Below are 17,901 nucleotides of genomic sequence, written 5' to 3'. Positions count from 1 at the left end.
GGAATTGCCGGCCCGTGGCCGCCCTGCGCGGGTGGAGCGGGAGCACACTGTCGGCGCAGGCTTCGCCCCAGCCAGTGGGGCTCCGCCCCACCCCCGGCGCCTCAAACGCCGGCGGGGCTGGAATTGCGCCCGCGGTGGATAGCACGGCCGAATAAGCGGGGTCACACAGGGCTGCGTTGCGGTTGCGGCTGAGTGCGGGATGCGGTGGGGCTTCGCGCTTCGGGCTGGGCAAAGTCAGCCCCGCCGGCGCTTGAGGCGCGGGCCGGGGGGCAGAGCCCCGCAAGCTGGGGCGAAGCCAACTGCGCACCCACCGCACCATGGGGGCACCACCCGCACAGGCGGCCACCGGCCCGCAAAATCCAGCCCCGCCGGCGCTTGAGGCGTCGGGCCGGGGGGCAGAGCCCCGCAAGCTGGGGCGGAGCCGCCGTCGGCAGTGGGCGCGCCCGCCGCTGCAACCAGCCCCGCCGGCGCTTGAGGCGTCGGGCCGGGCCCGGTCAGCGGCGGCGGAGGTCTGCGACTCGGCGGTCCGCGGGCTGGGGGTCCAGGAGGGACGCGGGGGCGCTGCGCAGCGGGGTGGCGCCGCGGCGTTGGACCGGGAGGGGGCCCTCGCGGCGGGGGCGGCGGCCCTGCATGCCGTCCATGCCGCTGCCGGAGGCGGCCGTGCCGGCCACGGTGATCTGGACTCCCTGGTCGGCGAGGGCCTGCAGCTCGGTGGCGGCCCGGTCGTCGTGCGACGGCGGCTCGTCCGTGACGAGGCGGGTCATGACGTCCGTCGGCACCGTCTGGAACATGGTGTCGGTGCCGAGCTTGGTGTGGTCCGCAAGGACCACGACCTCCGCGGCCGCCTGGACCAGCGCCCGGTCGACGCTCGCCGACAGCATGTTGGACGTCGACAGGCCGCGCTCGGCGGTCAGGCCGCTGCCGGACAGGAACGCGCGGGAGACCCGCAGGCCCTGCAGGGACTGCTCGGCGCCGCTGCCGACCAGCGCGTAGTTGGACCCGCGCAGGGTCCCGCCGGTCATGACGACCTCGACCCGGTTGGCGTGCGCCAGCGCCTGGGCGACGAGGAGGGAGTTGGTGACGACGGTCAGCCCCGGCACACGCGCGAGCCGGCGGGCGAGTTCCTGGGTGGTGGTGCCCGCGCCGACGACGACGGCTTCGCCCTCTTCGACGAGGCCGGCCGCGACGTCGGCGATGGCGGTCTTCTCCGCCGTGGCGAGGTGCGACTTCTGCGGGAACCCGGACTCGCGGGTGAACCCGCCGGGGAGGACCGCACCGCCGTGCCGGCGGTCGAGGAGTCCTTCGGCCTCCAGCGCCCGCACGTCCCGCCGTACGGTCACTTCGGAGGTCTGGACGACGCGGGCGAGCTCCCGGAGCGATACCGCTCCGTTCGCGCGCACCATTTCGAGAATCAACTGGCGACGTTCTGCAGCGAACACGAAACTGACAGTAACCCGGGCGACCGTCTGCTTTCAGCTCCTTGCGCCGGAATACCGAAGTTGTCCATAAGGCGGGGGAGTTAGTGGTATACGCGGCCGGTCAGAGGGCCCCGCGTGCGGCCGCTAGGGCCCTTTCCGCCCCAACCTCCGCCGCCTATGCGGAGGTTGGGCGGGTTTGCGACCCGTCAGCCTTCGCCTTCGGCCTTTCGGGTCTGCAGCTGGCGCGCCACTTCCGCGATCGATCCCGACAGCGAGGGGTACACGGTGAACGCGTTTGCGATCTGCTCGACGGTCAGGTTGTTGTCGACGGCGATCGAGATCGGGTGGATCAGTTCGCTCGCGCGCGGCGAGACGACGACGCCGCCGACGACGATCCCGGTGCCGGGGCGGCAGAACAGCTTCACGAAGCCGTCCCGGATGCCCTGCATCTTGGCGCGCGCGTTGCGCAGCAGCGGCAGCTTGACGACGCGGGCGTCGATGCGGCCGGCGTCGACGTCGGCCTGGGTGTAGCCGACCGTCGCGATCTCGGGGTCGGTGAAGACGTTCGAGGAGACCGTCTTGAGGTTCAGCGGGGTGACCGCGTCGCCGAGGAAGTGGTACATGGCGATGCGGCCCTGCATGGCGGCCACGGACGCGAGCGCGAACACGCCGGTGACGTCGCCGGCCGCGTACACGCCGGGGGCGGTGGTGCGGGAGACCCTGTCGGTCCAGATGTGGCCGGAGTCCTTGAGCCGGACGCCGGACTCCTCCAGGTTCATGCCCTTGGTGTTGGGGATGGCGCCGACGGCCATCAGGCAGTGGGTGCCGGTGATGACGCGCCCGTCGGAGAGGGTGACCTCGACGCGGTCGCCGACCCGCTTGGCGGACTCGGCGCGGGCCCGCCCGACGACGTTCATGCCGCGCCGGCGGAAGACGTCCTCCAGGACGGCCGCGGCGTCGGGGTCCTCGCCGGGCAGCACCCGGTCGCGGGAGGAGATCAGCGTGACGCGCGAGCCGAGGGCCTGGTAGGCGCCGGCGAACTCGGCGCCGGTGACGCCGGAGCCGACCACGATGAGCTCCTCGGGGAGCTCCTCCAGGTCGTAGACCTGCGTCCAGTTCAGGATGCGCTCGCCGTCGGGCATGGCGTCGGGGATCTCGCGGGGGGTGCCGCCGGTCGCGATCAGCACGGCGTCGGCCGTGAGGATCTGCTCGGTGCCGTCGGCGGCGGTGACGATCACGTCGCGCGTGCCGTCGATGCCCTGCGGGCCGCCGAGGCGGCCGCGGCCGCGGATGACGCGGGCGCCCGCCCGGGTGACCGAGGCGGTGATGTCGTGCGACTGGGCGAGCGCGAGCCGCTTGACGCGCCGGTTCACCTTGCCGAGGTCCACGCCGATGATGCGGGCGGACTGCTCGATCGGCGGGGTGTCGTCCGCGACGACGATGCCGAGCTCCTCGTACGAGGAGTCGAAGTTGGTCATGACCTCGGCGGTCGCGATGAGGGTCTTGGAGGGCACGCAGTCGGTGAGGACCGATGCGCCGCCGAGGCCGTCGCAGTCGACGACGGTCACCTCCGCGCCGAGCTGGGCCCCCACCAGGGCCGCCTCATACCCGCCGGGTCCGCCGCCGATGATCACGATCCGGGTCACGAAAACTCCGCCTCACGTCTACCCGGCCGAGCGCCGCCCCGGCCGGGGCTTCCGGGGGGTCTCCCCGGTGGATGCATTCCGCCCTCCATTGTCCCGCACGCTTCAAGGTGCTTCTCCCCCGGTCCCCCGGCCGGCCCCCGCCCGCGACTCCGTACGGGCTATGCCACCGGGCAGGCGCCCCGGCCCGCCCCTCCCGTACCCTCGACTCCATGTCGCTCTACGCCGCGTACGCCGGCAACCTCGACCCGCGGCTGATGACGCGCCGCGCCCCGCATTCGCCGCTGCGCGGAACGGGCTGGATCAACGACTGGCGGCTGACCTTCGGCGGCGAGCAGATGGGCTGGGAGGGCGCCCTCGCCACCATCGTCGAGGCGCCCCGCCAGCAGGTCTTCGTCGCCCTCTACGACATCGCGCCCCTGGACGAGGACTCCATGGACCGGTGGGAGGGCGTCGGCCTGGACATCTACCGCCGGATGCGGATCCGGGTGCACACGCTGGACGGCGAGGAGGCCGCCTGGTGCTACGTGCTGAACGGGTACGAGGGCGGCCTGCCGTCCGCGCGCTACCTGGGCGAGATCGCCGACGCCGCGGAGTCCGCGGGCGCCCCGCACGACTACGTGATGGAACTGCGCAAGCGCCCCTGCTGAGCCCGCCCCGCGCGCCCGCCGGCACCCGGCGGCCGTCTGCGTTTCCGCAGGTGGCGGGCGTGGGGCCGGACCGGGCGCGCCCGGCGGAGCGGGACGATTCGGCGGAAACGACAAGGCAACGATCCGAACACCGTGAGCAGCGCCATCTACGCGCGTAGGCGATAAGCGGCTACGCTCGTCTGCGTGAACGCATCTGTTACCGACCCCCACGCCGCCGCAGACGCCGCCGCCGCGCGCCTGCGCGAGCTCACCGGCGCCGAGACCCACGACGTCGCCCTGGTCATGGGCTCCGGCTGGGCCCCCGCCGCGGAGGCGCTCGGCACCCCCGAGTCCGAATTCCCCGTCACCGAGCTGCCCGGCTTCCCGCCCCCCGCGGTCGAGGGCCACGGCGGCAAGATCCGCTCGTACAAGATCGGCGACAAGCGTGCCCTGGTCTTCCTGGGCCGCACCCACTTCTACGAGGGCCTCGGCGTCGCCGCCGTCGCCCACGGCGTCCGCACCGCCGTCGCCGCGGGCTGCAAGACCGTCGTGCTGACGAACGGCTGCGGCGGCCTGCGCGAGGGCATGGCGCCCGGCCAGCCGGTCCTGATCAGCGACCACCTGAACCTGACGGCGGCCTCCCCGATCGTCGGCGCGAACTTCGTGGACCTGACCGACCTGTACTCGCCCGCCCTGCGCGCGATGTGCAAGGAGATCGACCCGACCCTGGAGGAGGGCGTCTACGCCCAGTTCCCCGGGCCGCACTACGAGACCCCGGCCGAGATCAACATGGTCCGCGTCCTCGGCGCCGACCTCGTCGGCATGTCCACGGTCCTGGAGGCCATCGCCGCCCGCGAGGCCGGCGCCGAGGTGCTCGGCATCTCCCTGGTCACCAACCTGGCGGCGGGCCTGTCCGGCGAGCCGCTGAACCACGAAGAGGTCCTCCAGGCCGGCCGCGACTCGGCCGCCCGCATGGGCAAGCTGCTGACGCAGGTCCTCGCCCGCATCTGAGGCACCGGCACCGTACGAGAGACAAGGCGGAAGTAGTGCAGGAACAGGACGACCTGATCACCCGGGCGCGCGCCTGGCTGGCCGAGGACCCCGACCCGGAGACGGCGCAGGAGCTGGCCGGCCTCATCGAGGCGGGCGACACCGCCGAGCTGGCGGCCCGGTTCTCCGGCACCCTCCAGTTCGGCACCGCCGGGCTGCGCGGCGAGATCGGCGCCGGCCCGATGCGGATGAACCGCTCGGTGGTCATCCGGGCCGCGGCGGGCCTCGCCGCGTACCTGAAGGCCCAGGGCCACGCCGGCGGGCTGGTCGTGATCGGCTACGACGCGCGCCACAAGTCCGCGGACTTCGCCCGCGACACCGCCGCCGTCATGACCGGCGCCGGCCTGCGCGCAGCCGTCCTGCCCCGCCCCCTGCCGACGCCCGTCCTCGCGTACGCCATACGGCACCTCGGGGCCGTCGCCGGCGTCGAGGTGACCGCGAGCCACAACCCGCCCCGGGACAACGGCTACAAGGTCTACCTCGGCGACGGCTCGCAGATCGTCTCCCCCGCGGACGCCGGGATCGCGGCCGAGATCGCCCGGGTGGAGACCCTGGCGTCCGTGCCGCGCCCGGAGTCCGGCTGGGAGGAGCTCGGCGAGGAGGTGCTGGAGGCGTACCTGGCCCGTACGGACGCGGTACTGACGCCGGGCTCCCCGCGCGGCGTGCGGACCGTCTACACGGCCATGCACGGCGTCGGCAAGGACGTCGTCCTGGCGGCGTTCGCCCGGCACGGCTTCCCGGAGCCGGTCCTGGTCGCCGAGCAGGCCGAGCCGGACCCGGACTTCCCGACGGTGGCGTTCCCGAACCCGGAGGAGCCGGGCGCCATGGACCTGGCCTTCGCGAAGGCCGCCGAGGCCCGCCCGGACATCGTCATCGCGAACGACCCGGACGCCGACCGCTGCGCGGTGGCCGTCCCGGACGCGGCGGCACCCGGCGGCTGGCGGATGCTGCGCGGCGACGAGGTCGGCGCGCTGCTCGCCGCCCACCTGGTCCACAAGGGCGCGCAGGGCGTCTTCGCCGAGTCGATCGTCTCCTCCAGCCTGCTCGGCCGGATCGCGGAGGCGGCCGGCGTCGGCTACGAGGAGACCCTGACGGGCTTCAAGTGGATCGCCCGCGTCGACGGCCTGCGCTACGGCTACGAGGAGGCGCTCGGCTACTGCGTGGACCCCGAGGGCGTCCGCGACAAGGACGGCATCACCGCCGCCCTGCTGGTGGCGGAGCTGGCCTCGGAGCTCAAGGAGCAGGGCCGCACCCTGACCGACCTGCTGGACGACCTGGCCATGGCCCACGGCCTGCACCACACCGACCAGCTGTCGGTCCGCGTGTCGGACCTGTCGGTCATCGCGAACGCGATGGCGCAGCTGCGGGCGCAGCCGCCGGCCTCCCTGGCGGGCCTGCGGGTGGTCTCGGCGGAGGACCTGAACCAGGGCACGGACACGCTCCCGCCCACCGACGGCCTGCGCTACTACCTGGAGGGCGACTACAAGGCCCGGGTGATCTGCCGCCCGTCCGGCACGGAGCCCAAGCTGAAGTGCTACCTGGAGGTCGTCGTCCCGGTGGCCGAGGCCTCCGACCTGGCGGCGGCCCGCGTCCGCGGCCAGGAGGTCCTGGACGCGGTCAAGAAGGACCTCTCGGCGGCCATGGGCCTCTGAGCCCGCCGCCGAAACGCCCGTACGGGCCCCGGACCCTCGCGGACGCTGTTGGTTAATTCGGTGTCCTTTTACTTCGCCTCGTCGAGCTTCGGCTCGGCGGGGCGAAGTGCTGCGAAGTGGCTGGTGCGGGTGCGGGCCCGGGGTGTGTCGGTGAGCCAGGCGTTGATGCGGGCGAGGTTGATCGCGGCGCCGGTGAGCTGGTGCTGGAGGCTGGTCTTCGCCAGGCCCTGGTAGCGGGATCTGCGCAGGCCGCAGCGCCCGACGCCTTGGGAGATGGTGCCCTCGACACCCGCGCGGATCTTGTAGCGGTCCTTCCAGGCGTCGGTCCGCTGTTCGGTGCGAGCCGCCCGGACGGCTTCGTGTTCGTCGCGGTGCCGCAGGTTGAGCTCGCGTCGTTCGGCCTTGGGCGAGTTCACGCATTCGCGCAGGTGGGGGCAGGGGCGGCAGTCGGCCGGGTTGAAACGGACCCGGATGACGGGCAGGCCCTGCTGCGAGTGCCGGTGGTGCCAGTGCGTGCTGGTGACGCCGTTCGGGCAGGTCACCCGCTCGTGGTCCCAGTCGATGGTGAAGGCGTCCTGCCCGAAGGGCCCGCCGGCCGAGGCGGCGGTGTTGGCGGCCATCGGCCCTTGCAGGTCGACGCCGTGGCCGGTGCGGGCGGCCACGATCTGGGAGGCGGTGGGATACCCGGCATCGACCCAGTGCTCGCCGGGCAGGCAGTCCCGTTCCGCGAGGCCGTTGTGGATCGTCTCGCTCATCACACTGTCCGGGACGGTGGCCACGGTGGTGGCCACGTTCGTGATCAGGTTCGGGCCTTCGGTGCCACAGGTCTCGGTGAGGTGGACTTTGTATCCGTCCCACATCGTGTCCCGCTTGACGCTGCCGCGCGCTTCGACGTCATAGGGAGTGACCAGGCGCGTCGCGCCCGGCGGCCGGTCTTTTGGGTCCCGGCGCACCACCTCGCCCCCGACCAGGTGGAAGTGCTGCACCCAGACCTGCCGCAGGATCTCCACCTGTTCCAGCTCCCGCAGCCCGGCAGGTGCGTCGGGCGAGGCGACGGCCTCAAGCAGCCGCGTCCCGTCCGCCCCGATCCGCAGGCCGATCTCGTCCCGCTTGGTGCGGGCCTTGGGGAAACGGGAGTCCTCGGCCCTGGTGGCGTAGTGGCGGAACCAGTCCGGGCCGGCCACCCCGGCCAGCCAGTCGGGGGCAGCGACGGCGAGCGCGTTCAGTGCCGCCCGCAGCGTCTCGGCGACCAGCTCCAGCCAGTTCAGCTCGCGGGCCGCCGACAGCACATGCGTGGAATCGGTCCGGGCCTTCCCGCCCGTGACCAGCAGGTTCTTCTCCCGGGCCGCGACCAGGATGCCGTCCAGCACCCGCCGTCCGGCATCCGCCCCGGCCAGGCGGTCCCTGAACTCCGACAGCACCGAGAAATCGAAGCCCGGATCACCGAGTTCCAGCCCGAGCGCGTACTTGAAGTCGATCCTCGCCCGCACCGCCTCGGCGGCCTGCCGGTCGGTGAGCCCCTCCACGAACTGCAACACCAGCACCAACGCCAGCCGGCCCGGCGACCAGGCAGGCTTCCCCCGAGCCGGGAACAGGCCAGCGAACTGCTCATCCGTGAACAGCACACCCAGCTCATCCCGGATCCGGATCGCCAGACTCCCCTTCCGGAAAGCCGCCCGAGCCACCCTCACCGTCTCCACCGGAATCTCCCCCGGCTCCTTCGGCTGCATAGACATCGACACCCACCCCATACGACAACGTCGGCTCCCAAGACCACAACCAGGTCTTGAGAGCCGACGTCACGCACGGGCCCGAATTAACCAACAGCGTCCCTCGCGGTCCGGGGCCCGTCGGCGTTCTGGCGGGACTACGCCGCCACCCAGCCGGTGAACGCCGTCCAGCCGGCCGGGGCCACGTCCAGGACGGGACCGCCGTCGACCTTGGAGTCCCGGACGTGCACGACGTGGGGACAGGCGGCCACCTCTACGCAGGCCCCGCCTTCGTCGTTGCTGTGGCTGGAGATGTGCCACCTCGCGGAGACCTCTACGCAGGCGCCGCCCTCGCTACTGCTGTAACTGGACTTCCGCCACTCATAAGCGACTTCGACGCACTGGCCGCCCTCGCTGCCGCTGTAGCTCGACTTGAACCACACGAGTTCGGTGCTCATGACTCTCCTAGCAGCCGGTCCAACAGCCCCTTGGTCGCTGTCACGTTGAGGGCCTGGGACCGCAGCATCGCATACTTCTGCGTGAGGATGCTGACCTCGTTCGGGTCGCGTACGAGGAGGCTGCCGCGCTGCGTCTCGGAGTAGGCGAGGTGCTGAAACTCAGGTGTCTCAAGGAGAGTGAAGGGACCGTCCAGGCCGGCGTGGCTGGTGATCCCCAGCGGCAGCACCTGCACCGAGACCGACGGCATCTTCGCGCACTCCCGCAGGTGCCGGATCTGCTCCCGGTACACATCCGGCCCCCCGATCCGGTCCCGCAGGGCGGGCTCCCAGATCACGAACGAGAGCGTCGGCGGTACGGCCCGGCGCAGTATTTCCTGGCGCTTCATCCGCCGCGCCGTCTGGAGTTCGACCTTGGCCTCCCCCACGTACGGGACGCGGCAGGACAGGACGGCGCGGGCGTAGGCCTCGGTCTGGAGCAGGCCGGGCACGATCATCGTGTCGAACCAGGACAGCGCGAGGGCCTCGCGTTCCCGCTCGAAGTACTCCTCGGCCCAGGCCGGGATCATGTCGACCTCCGGCATCCGCAGGGCGGCGACGGCGAGCACTCCGGGGAGTCCCAGGGCGCGGTCCATCCGCTCGGCCACGTCGGGCATCAGGACGCGCCGCCCCTGCTCGATGGAGGCGACGGTCTCGCAGTCCATGTTGACCAGGTCGGCGAGTTGGCTCTGGGTGAGCTTCTTGGCGACCCGGCCGGTGGCGACCTGCTCGCCGATCATCTTCATCGCGGTGGCGTTGGGCCGGGGCGGCCTCTTCCGTGGTGGCATACGCGTGGACTGCCACCCGCGTCTGCGCCTCAATCCCGTACCGACCCGTACTCCTCGACGAGTACGGGTCGGTACCGCATCCCTTGGGCGATGACCCGAACGGACTTACGGGCAGCGCGGGTTGGTCAGCCGGTCGGTGTCGGCGCAGGCGTCGCGGCCGACGGCACCGGGCGGACCAGCTCGCCCAGCGTCGGGACCGACTCCGGGCGGGCGCGGACGGCGTCCGTGCACTCCCAGGCGCGCGGCGGGTCGCTGTCCGGGCCGCCGAGGACGACCGGGCCCGGTCCGGCCGAGACGGTCTTGTTGCCGGCGAAGGTGCACACCACCTGGGCGAGCGCCACCGGCGGCAGGTCCTCCGGCTTGCGGCTGAGGCGTACCGTTCCGGCGGGGTCGGCCGCCCGCAGCGGGGCGACCGTCAGCCCGTCGGGGACGGCGGTCGTGAAGCCGGCCTCCCGCTCGTCGTGGCCGGTCTCCCGCTCCAGGGCCGCCAGCAGCGCCTCGGCGGCCGCCAGCGCCGCGGTCCGGGCGGGCTTCTTCTCCGGCATCGGCACGACCCGCTCGACACCGACCAGCTGCGAGCCGCACACGAGCTCCACGGTCGCCCGGAAGCCCTGCGCCCCGCCCGGCGGGGCCGGGATGTCGCAGGACACCCGGGAGGGGGCCGGGCCGACGTCGACGGGGACGGTCGTCGCCCGGATCCCGCACCCGGCCGACAGGGACGCCAGCACCCCCGCGACCGCGGCGGCCGCGGCCGCCCTACTCCTGCGCGTCGCCACCGGCGATCACCTTCCCCACGTCCACCGGCAGGCGCAGCGTGAACAGCGCGCCGCCTCCCTCCGCGTTGGCCGCGGTGATCTCGCCGCCGTGGATGTGCGCGTTCTCCACGGCGATGGACAGGCCCAGGCCGCTGCCGTCGGACTTCGGGCGGGACGCGCTGGCCTTGTAGAAGCGGTCGAAGACGTGCGGCAGCACCTCTTCGGGGATGCCGGGGCCGTTGTCGCGGACCGCGATCACCAGCCACTCCCCCTCGACGCGTACGGAGACCCGCACCGGCGAGCCGCCGTGCTTGAGGGCGTTGCCGATGAGGTTGGCGAGGATGACGTCGAGGCGGCGCGGGTCGAGGCGGGCGACGATGCCGCGCTCGGCGTCGAGTTCGACGGCGTCGAGCCAGGCGCGGGCGTCGATGCAGGCGGTGACCTGGTCGGCGACGTCGACGTCGTCGATGACGAGGCGGGCCGTCCCGGCGTCGAAGCGGGTGACCTCCATCAGGTTCTCGACGAGGTCGTACAGCCGGCGGGTCTCGCTGACGACCAGCCCGACCGCGGGCGCGATCATCGGGTCGAGGTCGTCGACCTCCTCCTCCAGCACCTCGGCGACGGCCGTCAGCGCGGTGAGGGGGGTGCGCAGCTCGTGCGACATGTCGGCGACGAAGCGCCGGCTGGCCTCCTCGCGGGCGCTCATGTCGGCGACCTTCTTCTCCAGCGCCTCCGCCGTCTTGTTGAAGGTGTGCGACAGGTCGGCGAGTTCGTCGTTGCCGGAGACGTCGAGGCGGTGGTCGAGCTCGCCCTCGCCGAGGCGGCGGGCGGCGTCGCCGAGCCGCTGGACGGGCTTGAGGACGGTGCGGGCGGCCACCTGCGCCAGCAGGGCCGAGCCGAGCAGCGCCAGCACGGTGGCGATGGCGAGGGACCAGCCGAGGGTGTTCAGGTCGTCGCGCTCCTGCGCGAGCGACTTGTACATGTAGCCGGTCGGGCCGCCGCCGACGATGCGGGTGCCGCCGACGAGGTACGGGTTGCCGTGCGGCTTCGTGCGCTGCCAGTACATGTGGTACTCGGCGTCGTGCGCGGCGGTGGCCTTCTGGCGGTCGTTCACGGCCCGCCGCAGGGACTCGGGGACGTCCTCCAGCCGGAAGGCGTCCGGGCCGGCCGCGCCGAACGCGGTGCGCCCGTCGGGCCGCTCGTCGACCAGCAGCACGCTGTACCCGGGGGCGCTGCCGGCCATCAGGTCGGCGGTGCGCTGGAGTTCCTCCGGGGTGGGGTCGGCGGGCAGGGCCGCGGCCCGGTCCTGCATCTCCTGCCGGAAGTCGCCGAGGGCGGCCTCCTGGGTGCGGGTGAGGACGGCCTCGCGGTTGAGCCAGTACGCGATGCCCGAGGCGGACACGGCGGCGACCAGCGCGACGAGGGAGAAGACCAGGAGGAGCCGCAGCCGCAGGCTGGTCCAGCGAAGGCCCGCGAACAGAGCGTGGATCACTGCGGCGAGTCCAGGCGGTAGCCGACCCCGCGGACGGTCCGGATGAGGGTCGGGGACGACGGCACTTCCTCGACCTTGGCGCGCAGCCGCTGGACGCAGGCGTCCACGAGGCGGGAGTCGCCCAGGTAGTCGTGCTCCCACACCAGCCGCAGCAGCTGCTGGCGGGAGAGGGCCTGGCCGGGCCGGCGGCTGAGCTCCAGCAGCAGCCGCAGCTCGGTCGGGGTCAGCTGGAGGTCCTCGCCGTTCTTCGTGACCGTCATCGCGGCCCGGTCGATGACCAGGGACCCGAAGACGGCCGAGTCGCTGGCCTCCCGCTCGCCGCGGCGCAGGACCGCCCGGATCCGGGCGTCGAGCACCCGGCCCTGGACGGGCTTGACGACGTAGTCGTCGGCGCCTGACTCCAGGCCGACGACCACGTCGATGTCGTCGCTGCGCGCGGTCAGCAGGATGATCGGCAGCTGGTCGGTGCGGCGGATCCGCCGGCACACCTCGAAGCCGTCGATCCCGGGCAGCATGACGTCCAGCACGATCAGGTCCGGGCGCTGCTCGCGCAGCAGCTTCAGACCGTCCTCGCCCGTCGCCGCGGTGGCCACGCGGTGGCCCTGGCGGGTCAGGGAGAGTTCGAGGGCCGTGCGGATGGCGTCGTCGTCCTCGATCAGCAACAGGAAAGGCACGGCCACATTCTGTCCCATGGGCAGTCGGGAGTTCGACCGTCGTGCGCGGAGCGGCGCCGCGGGCGGTGCCGCGCGGCGCTGTGACACGCCTGTGACAGTCGGCGGACAGCCCGGTTATGTCCGGGGGGCAGGCTTCTACCAACGCACCGAGCAGGAGCCCGGTAACCGAAGCAGACCTACGACGGGGGGCGCGAGATGAACACGCTGCACAGCACCACCACCAGCGCGGTTGTCACGCGGCTGCACGATGTGAACCGCCGGGCGGGTGCCCGGTCGGTGGCGGTCGCCCGTCCCCGGCAGGCGCACACGGTGGCCATCGACGCGAACACCTACCGGGCCGCGGCTCCCGCCGCCCCGGCCGAGCAGGCCCCGCGCCTGTCCTCCGACTCGGAGGCGGAGTTCACCGCGTACGTCCGGGAGCGGCGGGCCGCGCTGTACGCGACGGCCTTCCACCTGACGGGCGACCGGCACGAGGCGGAGGACCTGCTCCAGAGCGCGCTGTTCTCGACGTACCGGGCCTGGGACCGGATCAGCGACAAGGCGGCCGTCGGGGGCTACCTGCGCCGCACCATGACGAACCTGCACATCAGCGCCTGGCGCCGGCGGAAGCTGAACGAGTACCCGACGGAGGAGCTGCCGGAGGCCGCCGCGGACGCCGACGCGATGCGCGGGACGGAGCTGCGCGCCGTGCTGTGGCAGGCGCTGGCCCGCATCCCGGAGCCGCAGCGCACGATGCTGGTGCTGCGCTACTACGAGGGCCGCACCGACCCGGAGATCGCGGAGATCCTGGGCATCAGCGTCGGCACGGTGAAGTCGAGCATCTGGCGCTCCCTGCGCCGCCTGCGCGACGACGAGGTCCTGAGCTTCGGCCGCGATGAGTCCGAGTCCTTCGAGGAGCTCGTCGCGTAGCCGGAAGACCACTGGCCGGGGGGCCCGTCCTACGGGGGTGGGACGGGGGCCATTGGGGGGGATGGAGGCGGGATCATGCGGTCGGGGGTCCGCAGGGTCCCGCCTTCGCACGTCCGCGGCCGGCGGCCCGTGGCGCATTGCGCGCCTGGGACGCCGGCCGCGTTCGCGTCCGGGGGGGGTGAGGCCGGGTCAGGCCGCGGCGGCGGGGGCGCGGTGGCGGCCGGCCGCGGCGGCCGCCAGGCGGCCCAGGGCCTCGTCGCGGCCGCAGGGGTGCGCGCCGAGGGCGGTGTGGCGGGCGACGATGCCCCGCTCGGCCCGCATCAGGCGCAGGCCGCGCCGCAGCAGGAACAGCACGGACTTGCGGCCCTCGCGCAGGTCGCGGACCAGGCGGCGGCGGAAGGTGGTGGAGGGCCGGCCGCGCAGGCAGATGGCGTCGGCGAGGAGCCCCAGCTCCTGGCAGCGGGCCGCGATGTCGGCGGCGAAGATGCCCTCCGCGATGAACAGCGGCGTGCGCGCTATGTCGAGGGTCTCCGTGCCGGTGCGGGAGGACGTCGAGATGTCGTAGACGGGCACCTCGGTGCGGCCGGTGCGGCACAGTTCCGCGACCGCGGCGACGGCGGTGTCGGCGTCCCAGGAGAGCGGTGAGTCCCAGTCGATGTCGGAGCTTCCCTCGACCAGGGGGAGGGACGGGTCGCCGGCCTCCTTGTAGAAGTCGTCCAGGCGGAGCACGGGAAGCCCGGACCGGGCGGCCAGCGAGGACTTTCCGGAACCCGAGGGCCCGGTCAACAGGACGACACGCGCAGGCGAAGGAGAGGAGGAGCTCACGGGACACCAGTGTGACGCATTCCCCCGCGCAGGGGATGCCATCTGCGGGCGGTTGGTATCCAGGATCACACCTCCACTACGCTGCGTGCGCACGCGAACACGACCACAGGCGGGAACCCCATGGCACGTCACGCAGCCCCCGGCACGTCCAGCGCCCTGCGCTCCGCGCGCTCGGCGGGCCTCACGCTCTCCATGGCCGGCGCGGCCCTCGCGATGGCGGCGGGCGGCGCCGAGGCGGGCGAACTGTCGGTCCCGGCGGCCGTGTCCGGCGTCGTCGACCCGCTCGCGAACCTGAAGGTGAACCCGCTCGCCAGGACCGGGGTCGACCCGCTGGACAACGGCATCGCCACGAAGGTCGCGGACTTCCCGGCGGTCGGCACCGGCATGGTCACCGGCGCGCTCACCCAGGGCCCGTCGGTCAAGGAGCTGCCGACGGCGGCCGTGTCGTCGCTTCTCGGGCCCGTCCTCCCGAAGTAGGCGGCCCCGGGCAGCAGAAGGGCCGTCGGCGGCACAGGTGTGCCGCCGACGGCCCTTTCCGCGTTCCGCGCGGGGTGCGGTCCGGCTAGTAGCTGGAGCCGGAGGCGCCGAGGGAGCCGGTGGGGTGCCAGACCGTCTTGGTCTCCAGGAACGCCGTCATGCGCGACGTGCCGGGGTCGGCGCTCCAGTCGTCCACAGGCTGTGGACGCAGGACGCGCTTGAGGTTGTCGGCCGCGGCGATCTCCAGCTCCTTGGCCAGCGCCTCGCCTGCGCCCGCCAGGTCGATCGCGTTGACGTCCTGGTGGGCCGCCAGGTGCGGGCCCATCTCGGAGGCCTTGCCCGACAGGATGTTCACGACGCCGCCGGGCAGGTCGGAGGTCGCGAGCACCTCGCCGAGGGACAGCGCCGGCAGCGGGGCCTTCTCGGAGGCGATGACGACGGCGGTGTTGCCCGTCGCGATCACCGGTGCGATCACGGAGACCAGGCCGAGGAAGGACGATTCCTGCGGGGCGACGACCGCGACGACGCCGGTCGGCTCGGGGGTCGACAGGTTGAAGTACGGGCCGGCGACCGGGTTGGCCCCGCCGACGACCTGGCCGATCTTGTCGGTCCAGCCCGCGTACCAGACCCAGCGGTCGATCGCGGCGTCCACGACGGCGGCCGCCTTCGACTTCGACAGCCCCTCGGCGTCACCGACCTCGCGGACGAACTGCTCGCGGCGGCCCTCCAGCATCTCGGCGATGCGGTAGAGGACCTGGCCGCGGTTGTACGCGGTCGCGCCCGACCAGCCGCCGAACGCCTTGCGGGCGGCGACGACCGCGTCGCGGGCGTCCTTGCGGGAGGAGAGGGGGGCGTTGGCCAGCCACTTGCCCTTCGAGTCCGTCACCTCGTACACCCGGCCGCTCTCGGAACGCGGGAACTTCCCGCCGACGTACAGCTTGTAGGTCTTGAAGACGTTCAGTCGCGTGGTCGACTCAGACATCGAGGTAGGCCTCCAGACCGTGGCGACCGCCCTCGCGGCCGAAGCCCGACTCCTTGTAGCCGCCGAAGGGCGAGGTCGGGTCGAACTTGTTGAACGTGTTGGCCCAGACGACGCCCGCGCGGAGCTTGTTCGCGACGGCCAGGATGCGCGAGCCCTTCTCCGTCCAGATGCCCGCGGACAGGCCGTACTGGCTGTTGTTGGCCTTCGCCACGGCCTCGTCGGGCGTGCGGAAGGTCAGCACCGACAGCACCGGGCCGAAGATCTCGTCACGGGCGATGGTGTGCGCCTGGGTGACGTTCGTGAACAGCGTCGGGGCGAACCAGTAGCCGGCGGACGGCAGTTCGCACGCCGGGGACCAGCGCTCGGCGCCCTCCGCCTCGCCGGTCTCGGCGAGCGCGGTGATCCGGGCGAGCTGCTCCGCGGAGTTGATCGCGCCGATGTCGGTGTTCTTGTCCAGCGGGTCGCCGAGGCGCAGGGTGGACAGGCGGCGCTTGAGGGAGTCCAGCAGCTCGTCGTGGATCGACTCCTGGACCAGCAGGCGGGACCCGGCGCAGCAGACCTGGCCCTGGTTGAAGAAGATGCCGCCGACGATGCCCTCGACGGCCTGGTCGATCGGCGCGTCGTCGAAGACGATGTTGGCGCCCTTGCCGCCCAGCTCCAGGGTGACCTTCTTGCCGGTGCCGGCGACCTGGCGGGCGATGGCCTTGCCGACCGCGGTGGAGCCGGTGAAGGCCACCTTGTTGACGTCCGGGTGCGCGACGAGCTCGGCGCCCGCGTCCCCGTAGCCCGGGATGATGTTGACGACGCCCTTGGGCAGCCCGGCCTGGCGGCAGATGTCCGCGAAGAACAGGGCCGACAGCGGGGTCGTCTCGGCGGGCTTGAGGACCACGGTGTTGCCCGCGGCGAGCGCCGGGGCGATCTTCCACGCCAGCATCAGCAGCGGGAAGTTCCACGGGATGACCTGGCCGGCGACGCCGAGCGGGCGCGGGTCCGCGCCGTAGCCGGCGTGGCCGAGCTTGTCGGCCCAGCCCGCGTAGTAGAAGAAGTGCGCGGCGACCAGCGGGAGGTCCGCGTCGCGGGTCTCCTTGATCGGCTTGCCGTTGTCGAGGGTCTCCAGGACGGCCAGCTCGCGGCTGCGCTCCTGGATGATCCGGGCGATGCGGAAGAGGTACTTGGCGCGCTCGGCGCCGGGCAGCGCGGACCACTTCTCGAAGGCCTTGCGGGCGGCCTTCACGGCGCGGTCGACATCCGCGGCGCCCGCCTGGGCGACCTCGGAGAGGACTTCCTCGGTGGACGGCGAGACGGTCTTGAAGACCTTGCCGTCGGCCGCGTCGGTGAACTCGCCGTCGATGAAGAGGCCGTAGGAGGGGGCGATGTCGACGACCGAGCGGGACTCGGGAGCCGGTGCGTACTCGAATGCAGATGCCATGGTGATCAGTCCACCGTCACGTAGTCGGGACCGGAGTAACGGCCGGTGTTCAGCTTCTGGCGCTGCATCAGCAGGTCGTTGAGCAGGCTGGACGCGCCGAAGCGGAACCACTCGCTGGTCAGCCAGTCCTCGCCGGCGGTCTCGTTGACCAGGACCAGGAACTTGATCGCGTCCTTGGTCGTGCGGATGCCGCCGGCCGGCTTCACGCCGATCTGGATGCCGGTCTGCGCCTTGAAGTCGCGGACGGCCTCCAGCATCAGGAGGGTGTTGGCCGGGGTGGCGTTCACGCCCACCTTGCCGGTCGAGGTCTTGATGAAGTCGGCGCCGGCCAGCATGCCGATCCAGGAGGCGCGGCGGATGTTGTCGTACGTCGACAGCTCGCCGGTCTCGAAGATGACCTTCAGGCGGGCGGCGGTGCCGTCCTCCCGGACGCACGCCTCCTTCACGGCCCTGATCAGCTCGTACGTCTCCAGGTAGCGGCCGGCGAGGAAGGCGCCACGGTCGATGACCATGTCGATCTCGTCGGCGCCGGCGGCGACGGCGTCACGGGTGTCGGCGAGCTTGACGGGCAGCGCGGCGCGGCCGGCCGGGAAGGCGGTCGCGACGGACGCCACCTTGACGTCGGCGCCGTTCAGGGCGGCCTTCGCGGTGGCCACCATGTCCGGGTAGACGCAGACCGCTGCGGTCATCGGCGTCGTACGGTCGGTCGGGTCGGGGTGGACGGCCTTCGCGGCGAGCGCACGGACCTTGCCCGGGGTGTCGGCACCCTCAAGCGTGGTCAGGTCGATCATCGAGATGGCGAGGTCGATGGCGTACGCCTTGGCCGTCGTCTTGATCGAACGGGTCCCGAGCGCGGCCGCGCGGGCCTCCAGGCCGACGGCGTCCACGCCGGGCAGCCCGTGCAGGAAGCGGCGCAGCGCACTGTCGGACGTCGTCACGTCGGCGAATGCGGTGAGGGTGGTGGGCATGGTCACC

General features: G+C 72.6%; 17 protein-coding genes. 5 read left to right on the top strand and 12 right to left on the bottom strand.

Features of this window, described 5'->3' with window-relative positions:
• Positions 1 to 494: 494 nt before the first annotated feature.
• Together ACZ462_RS00705 and ACZ462_RS00700 are read right to left on the bottom strand one after the other, a co-directional pair.
• Positions 495 to 1,439: a DeoR/GlpR family DNA-binding transcription regulator gene (locus tag ACZ462_RS00705; protein WP_467809612.1), complete on the bottom strand. Its 945-nt coding sequence runs from the start codon at positions 1,437 to 1,439 to the stop codon at positions 495 to 497.
• Positions 1,440 to 1,624: 185 nt separating this feature from the next.
• On the bottom strand, positions 1,625 to 3,064 hold the full coding sequence (locus ACZ462_RS00700) for an NAD(P)H-quinone dehydrogenase (RefSeq protein WP_467809613.1): 1,440 nt from the start codon (positions 3,062 to 3,064) through the stop codon (positions 1,625 to 1,627).
• 209 nt (positions 3,065 to 3,273) lie between these two features.
• Here ACZ462_RS00700 and ACZ462_RS00695 point away from each other — a divergent pair, with 209 nt between their 5' ends.
• From ACZ462_RS00695 to ACZ462_RS00685, 3 genes are all read left to right on the top strand, one after another.
• Complete coding sequence (locus ACZ462_RS00695; RefSeq protein ID WP_007266087.1) at positions 3,274 to 3,711, top strand: gamma-glutamylcyclotransferase family protein; 438 nt, start codon at positions 3,274 to 3,276, stop codon at positions 3,709 to 3,711.
• A 183-nt stretch (positions 3,712 to 3,894) separates the two neighbouring features.
• Positions 3,895 to 4,701, top strand: a complete 807-nt coding sequence (locus ACZ462_RS00690; RefSeq protein ID WP_114053873.1) for a purine-nucleoside phosphorylase — start codon at positions 3,895 to 3,897, stop codon at positions 4,699 to 4,701.
• Positions 4,702 to 4,736: 35 nt separating this feature from the next.
• The gene (locus ACZ462_RS00685; protein WP_467809614.1) at positions 4,737 to 6,392 is read left to right on the top strand and encodes a phospho-sugar mutase; all 1,656 of its coding nucleotides are present in this window, start codon (positions 4,737 to 4,739) and stop codon (positions 6,390 to 6,392) included.
• Positions 6,393 to 6,460: 68 nt separating this feature from the next.
• Here the strand turns inward: ACZ462_RS00685 and ACZ462_RS00680 are convergent, their stop codons facing one another.
• The 6 genes from ACZ462_RS00680 to afsQ1 all read right to left on the bottom strand — a co-directional run bounded on the left by ACZ462_RS00680 (position 6,461) and on the right by afsQ1 (position 12,304).
• Entirely contained in the window at positions 6,461 to 8,128 is a 1,668-nt protein-coding gene (locus tag ACZ462_RS00680) for an IS1182 family transposase (protein ID WP_467809615.1), read from the bottom strand.
• Positions 8,129 to 8,259: 131 nt separating this feature from the next.
• Positions 8,260 to 8,559, bottom strand: a complete 300-nt coding sequence (locus ACZ462_RS00675) for a DUF397 domain-containing protein (RefSeq protein WP_467809616.1) — start codon at positions 8,557 to 8,559, stop codon at positions 8,260 to 8,262.
• Positions 8,556 to 9,383 carry a helix-turn-helix domain-containing protein gene (locus ACZ462_RS00670; protein ID WP_468250902.1) on the bottom strand — a complete coding sequence of 276 codons (828 nt, stop codon included), beginning with the start codon at positions 9,381 to 9,383 and terminating at the stop codon, positions 8,556 to 8,558. Before ACZ462_RS00670 ends, ACZ462_RS00675 begins: the two co-directional genes overlap by 4 nt.
• 125 nt (positions 9,384 to 9,508) lie before the next feature.
• Positions 9,509 to 10,159 carry a hypothetical protein gene (locus ACZ462_RS00665; protein ID WP_467809618.1) on the bottom strand — a complete coding sequence of 217 codons (651 nt, stop codon included), beginning with the start codon at positions 10,157 to 10,159 and terminating at the stop codon, positions 9,509 to 9,511.
• Positions 10,140 to 11,630 carry an ATP-binding protein gene (locus ACZ462_RS00660; RefSeq protein WP_467809619.1) on the bottom strand — a complete coding sequence of 497 codons (1,491 nt, stop codon included), beginning with the start codon at positions 11,628 to 11,630 and terminating at the stop codon, positions 10,140 to 10,142. The genes ACZ462_RS00665 and ACZ462_RS00660 overlap by 20 nt, the downstream gene beginning before the upstream one ends.
• Positions 11,627 to 12,304: a two-component system response regulator AfsQ1 gene (gene afsQ1 / locus ACZ462_RS00655; protein ID WP_185117195.1), complete on the bottom strand. Its 678-nt coding sequence runs from the start codon at positions 12,302 to 12,304 to the stop codon at positions 11,627 to 11,629. The genes ACZ462_RS00660 and afsQ1 overlap by 4 nt, the downstream gene beginning before the upstream one ends.
• Before the next feature lie 195 nt (positions 12,305 to 12,499).
• Here afsQ1 and ACZ462_RS00650 point away from each other — a divergent pair, with 195 nt between their 5' ends.
• Positions 12,500 to 13,213: a SigE family RNA polymerase sigma factor gene (locus ACZ462_RS00650; protein WP_467809621.1), complete on the top strand. Its 714-nt coding sequence runs from the start codon at positions 12,500 to 12,502 to the stop codon at positions 13,211 to 13,213.
• Between the two features lie 189 nt (positions 13,214 to 13,402).
• Here ACZ462_RS00650 and ACZ462_RS00645 read toward each other — a convergent pair whose 3' ends face one another.
• On the bottom strand, positions 13,403 to 14,080 hold the full coding sequence (locus ACZ462_RS00645) for a uridine kinase family protein (protein WP_467809622.1): 678 nt from the start codon (positions 14,078 to 14,080) through the stop codon (positions 13,403 to 13,405).
• A gap of 78 nt (positions 14,081 to 14,158) precedes the next feature.
• Here ACZ462_RS00645 and ACZ462_RS00640 point away from each other — a divergent pair, with 78 nt between their 5' ends.
• Positions 14,159 to 14,515, top strand: coding sequence for a hypothetical protein (locus tag ACZ462_RS00640; RefSeq protein WP_467809623.1), 357 nt, complete (start codon positions 14,159 to 14,161; stop codon positions 14,513 to 14,515).
• Between the two features lie 85 nt (positions 14,516 to 14,600).
• Here ACZ462_RS00640 and ACZ462_RS00635 read toward each other — a convergent pair whose 3' ends face one another.
• Genes ACZ462_RS00635 through deoC form a run of 3 tightly spaced genes read right to left on the bottom strand, consistent with a single transcriptional unit; the run spans position 14,601 to position 17,894 of the window.
• A complete protein-coding gene (locus tag ACZ462_RS00635; protein WP_467807998.1) occupies positions 14,601 to 15,497 on the bottom strand; it encodes an aldehyde dehydrogenase family protein in 897 nt (298 codons plus the stop codon).
• Positions 15,490 to 16,926, bottom strand: a complete 1,437-nt coding sequence (locus ACZ462_RS00630) for an aldehyde dehydrogenase family protein (protein WP_467807999.1) — start codon at positions 16,924 to 16,926, stop codon at positions 15,490 to 15,492. Before ACZ462_RS00630 ends, ACZ462_RS00635 begins: the two co-directional genes overlap by 8 nt.
• Before the next feature lie 5 nt (positions 16,927 to 16,931).
• A complete protein-coding gene (deoC, locus tag ACZ462_RS00625) occupies positions 16,932 to 17,894 on the bottom strand; it encodes a deoxyribose-phosphate aldolase (protein WP_467808069.1) in 963 nt (320 codons plus the stop codon).
• Positions 17,895 to 17,901 lie beyond the last annotated feature (7 nt).

It is taken from the genome of Streptomyces sp. NPDC031121, from assembly GCF_055570615.1.
This window is presented reverse-complemented; position numbering and strand designations above follow the sequence as displayed.

Excerpts from the sequence above, each read along its gene's own strand:
- ACZ462_RS00695 (WP_007266087.1), top strand. The coding sequence starts at position 3,274 with ATGTCGCTCTACGCCGCGTACGCCGGCAACCTCGACCCGCGGCTGATG.
- deoC (WP_467808069.1), bottom strand. The coding sequence starts at position 17,894 with ATGCCCACCACCCTCACCGCATTCGCCGACGTGACGACGTCCGACAGT.
- ACZ462_RS00675 (WP_467809616.1), bottom strand. The coding sequence starts at position 8,559 with ATGAGCACCGAACTCGTGTGGTTCAAGTCGAGCTACAGCGGCAGCGAG.
- ACZ462_RS00640 (WP_467809623.1), top strand. The coding sequence starts at position 14,159 with ATGGCACGTCACGCAGCCCCCGGCACGTCCAGCGCCCTGCGCTCCGCG.
- ACZ462_RS00670 (WP_468250902.1), bottom strand. The coding sequence starts at position 9,383 with ATGCCACCACGGAAGAGGCCGCCCCGGCCCAACGCCACCGCGATGAAG.
- ACZ462_RS00635 (WP_467807998.1), bottom strand. The coding sequence starts at position 15,497 with ATGTCTGAGTCGACCACGCGACTGAACGTCTTCAAGACCTACAAGCTG.
- ACZ462_RS00630 (WP_467807999.1), bottom strand. The coding sequence starts at position 16,926 with ATGGCATCTGCATTCGAGTACGCACCGGCTCCCGAGTCCCGCTCGGTC.
- ACZ462_RS00650 (WP_467809621.1), top strand. The coding sequence starts at position 12,500 with ATGAACACGCTGCACAGCACCACCACCAGCGCGGTTGTCACGCGGCTG.
- ACZ462_RS00680 (WP_467809615.1), bottom strand. The coding sequence starts at position 8,128 with ATGTCTATGCAGCCGAAGGAGCCGGGGGAGATTCCGGTGGAGACGGTG.
- ACZ462_RS00645 (WP_467809622.1), bottom strand. The coding sequence starts at position 14,080 with ATGGCATCCCCTGCGCGGGGGAATGCGTCACACTGGTGTCCCGTGAGC.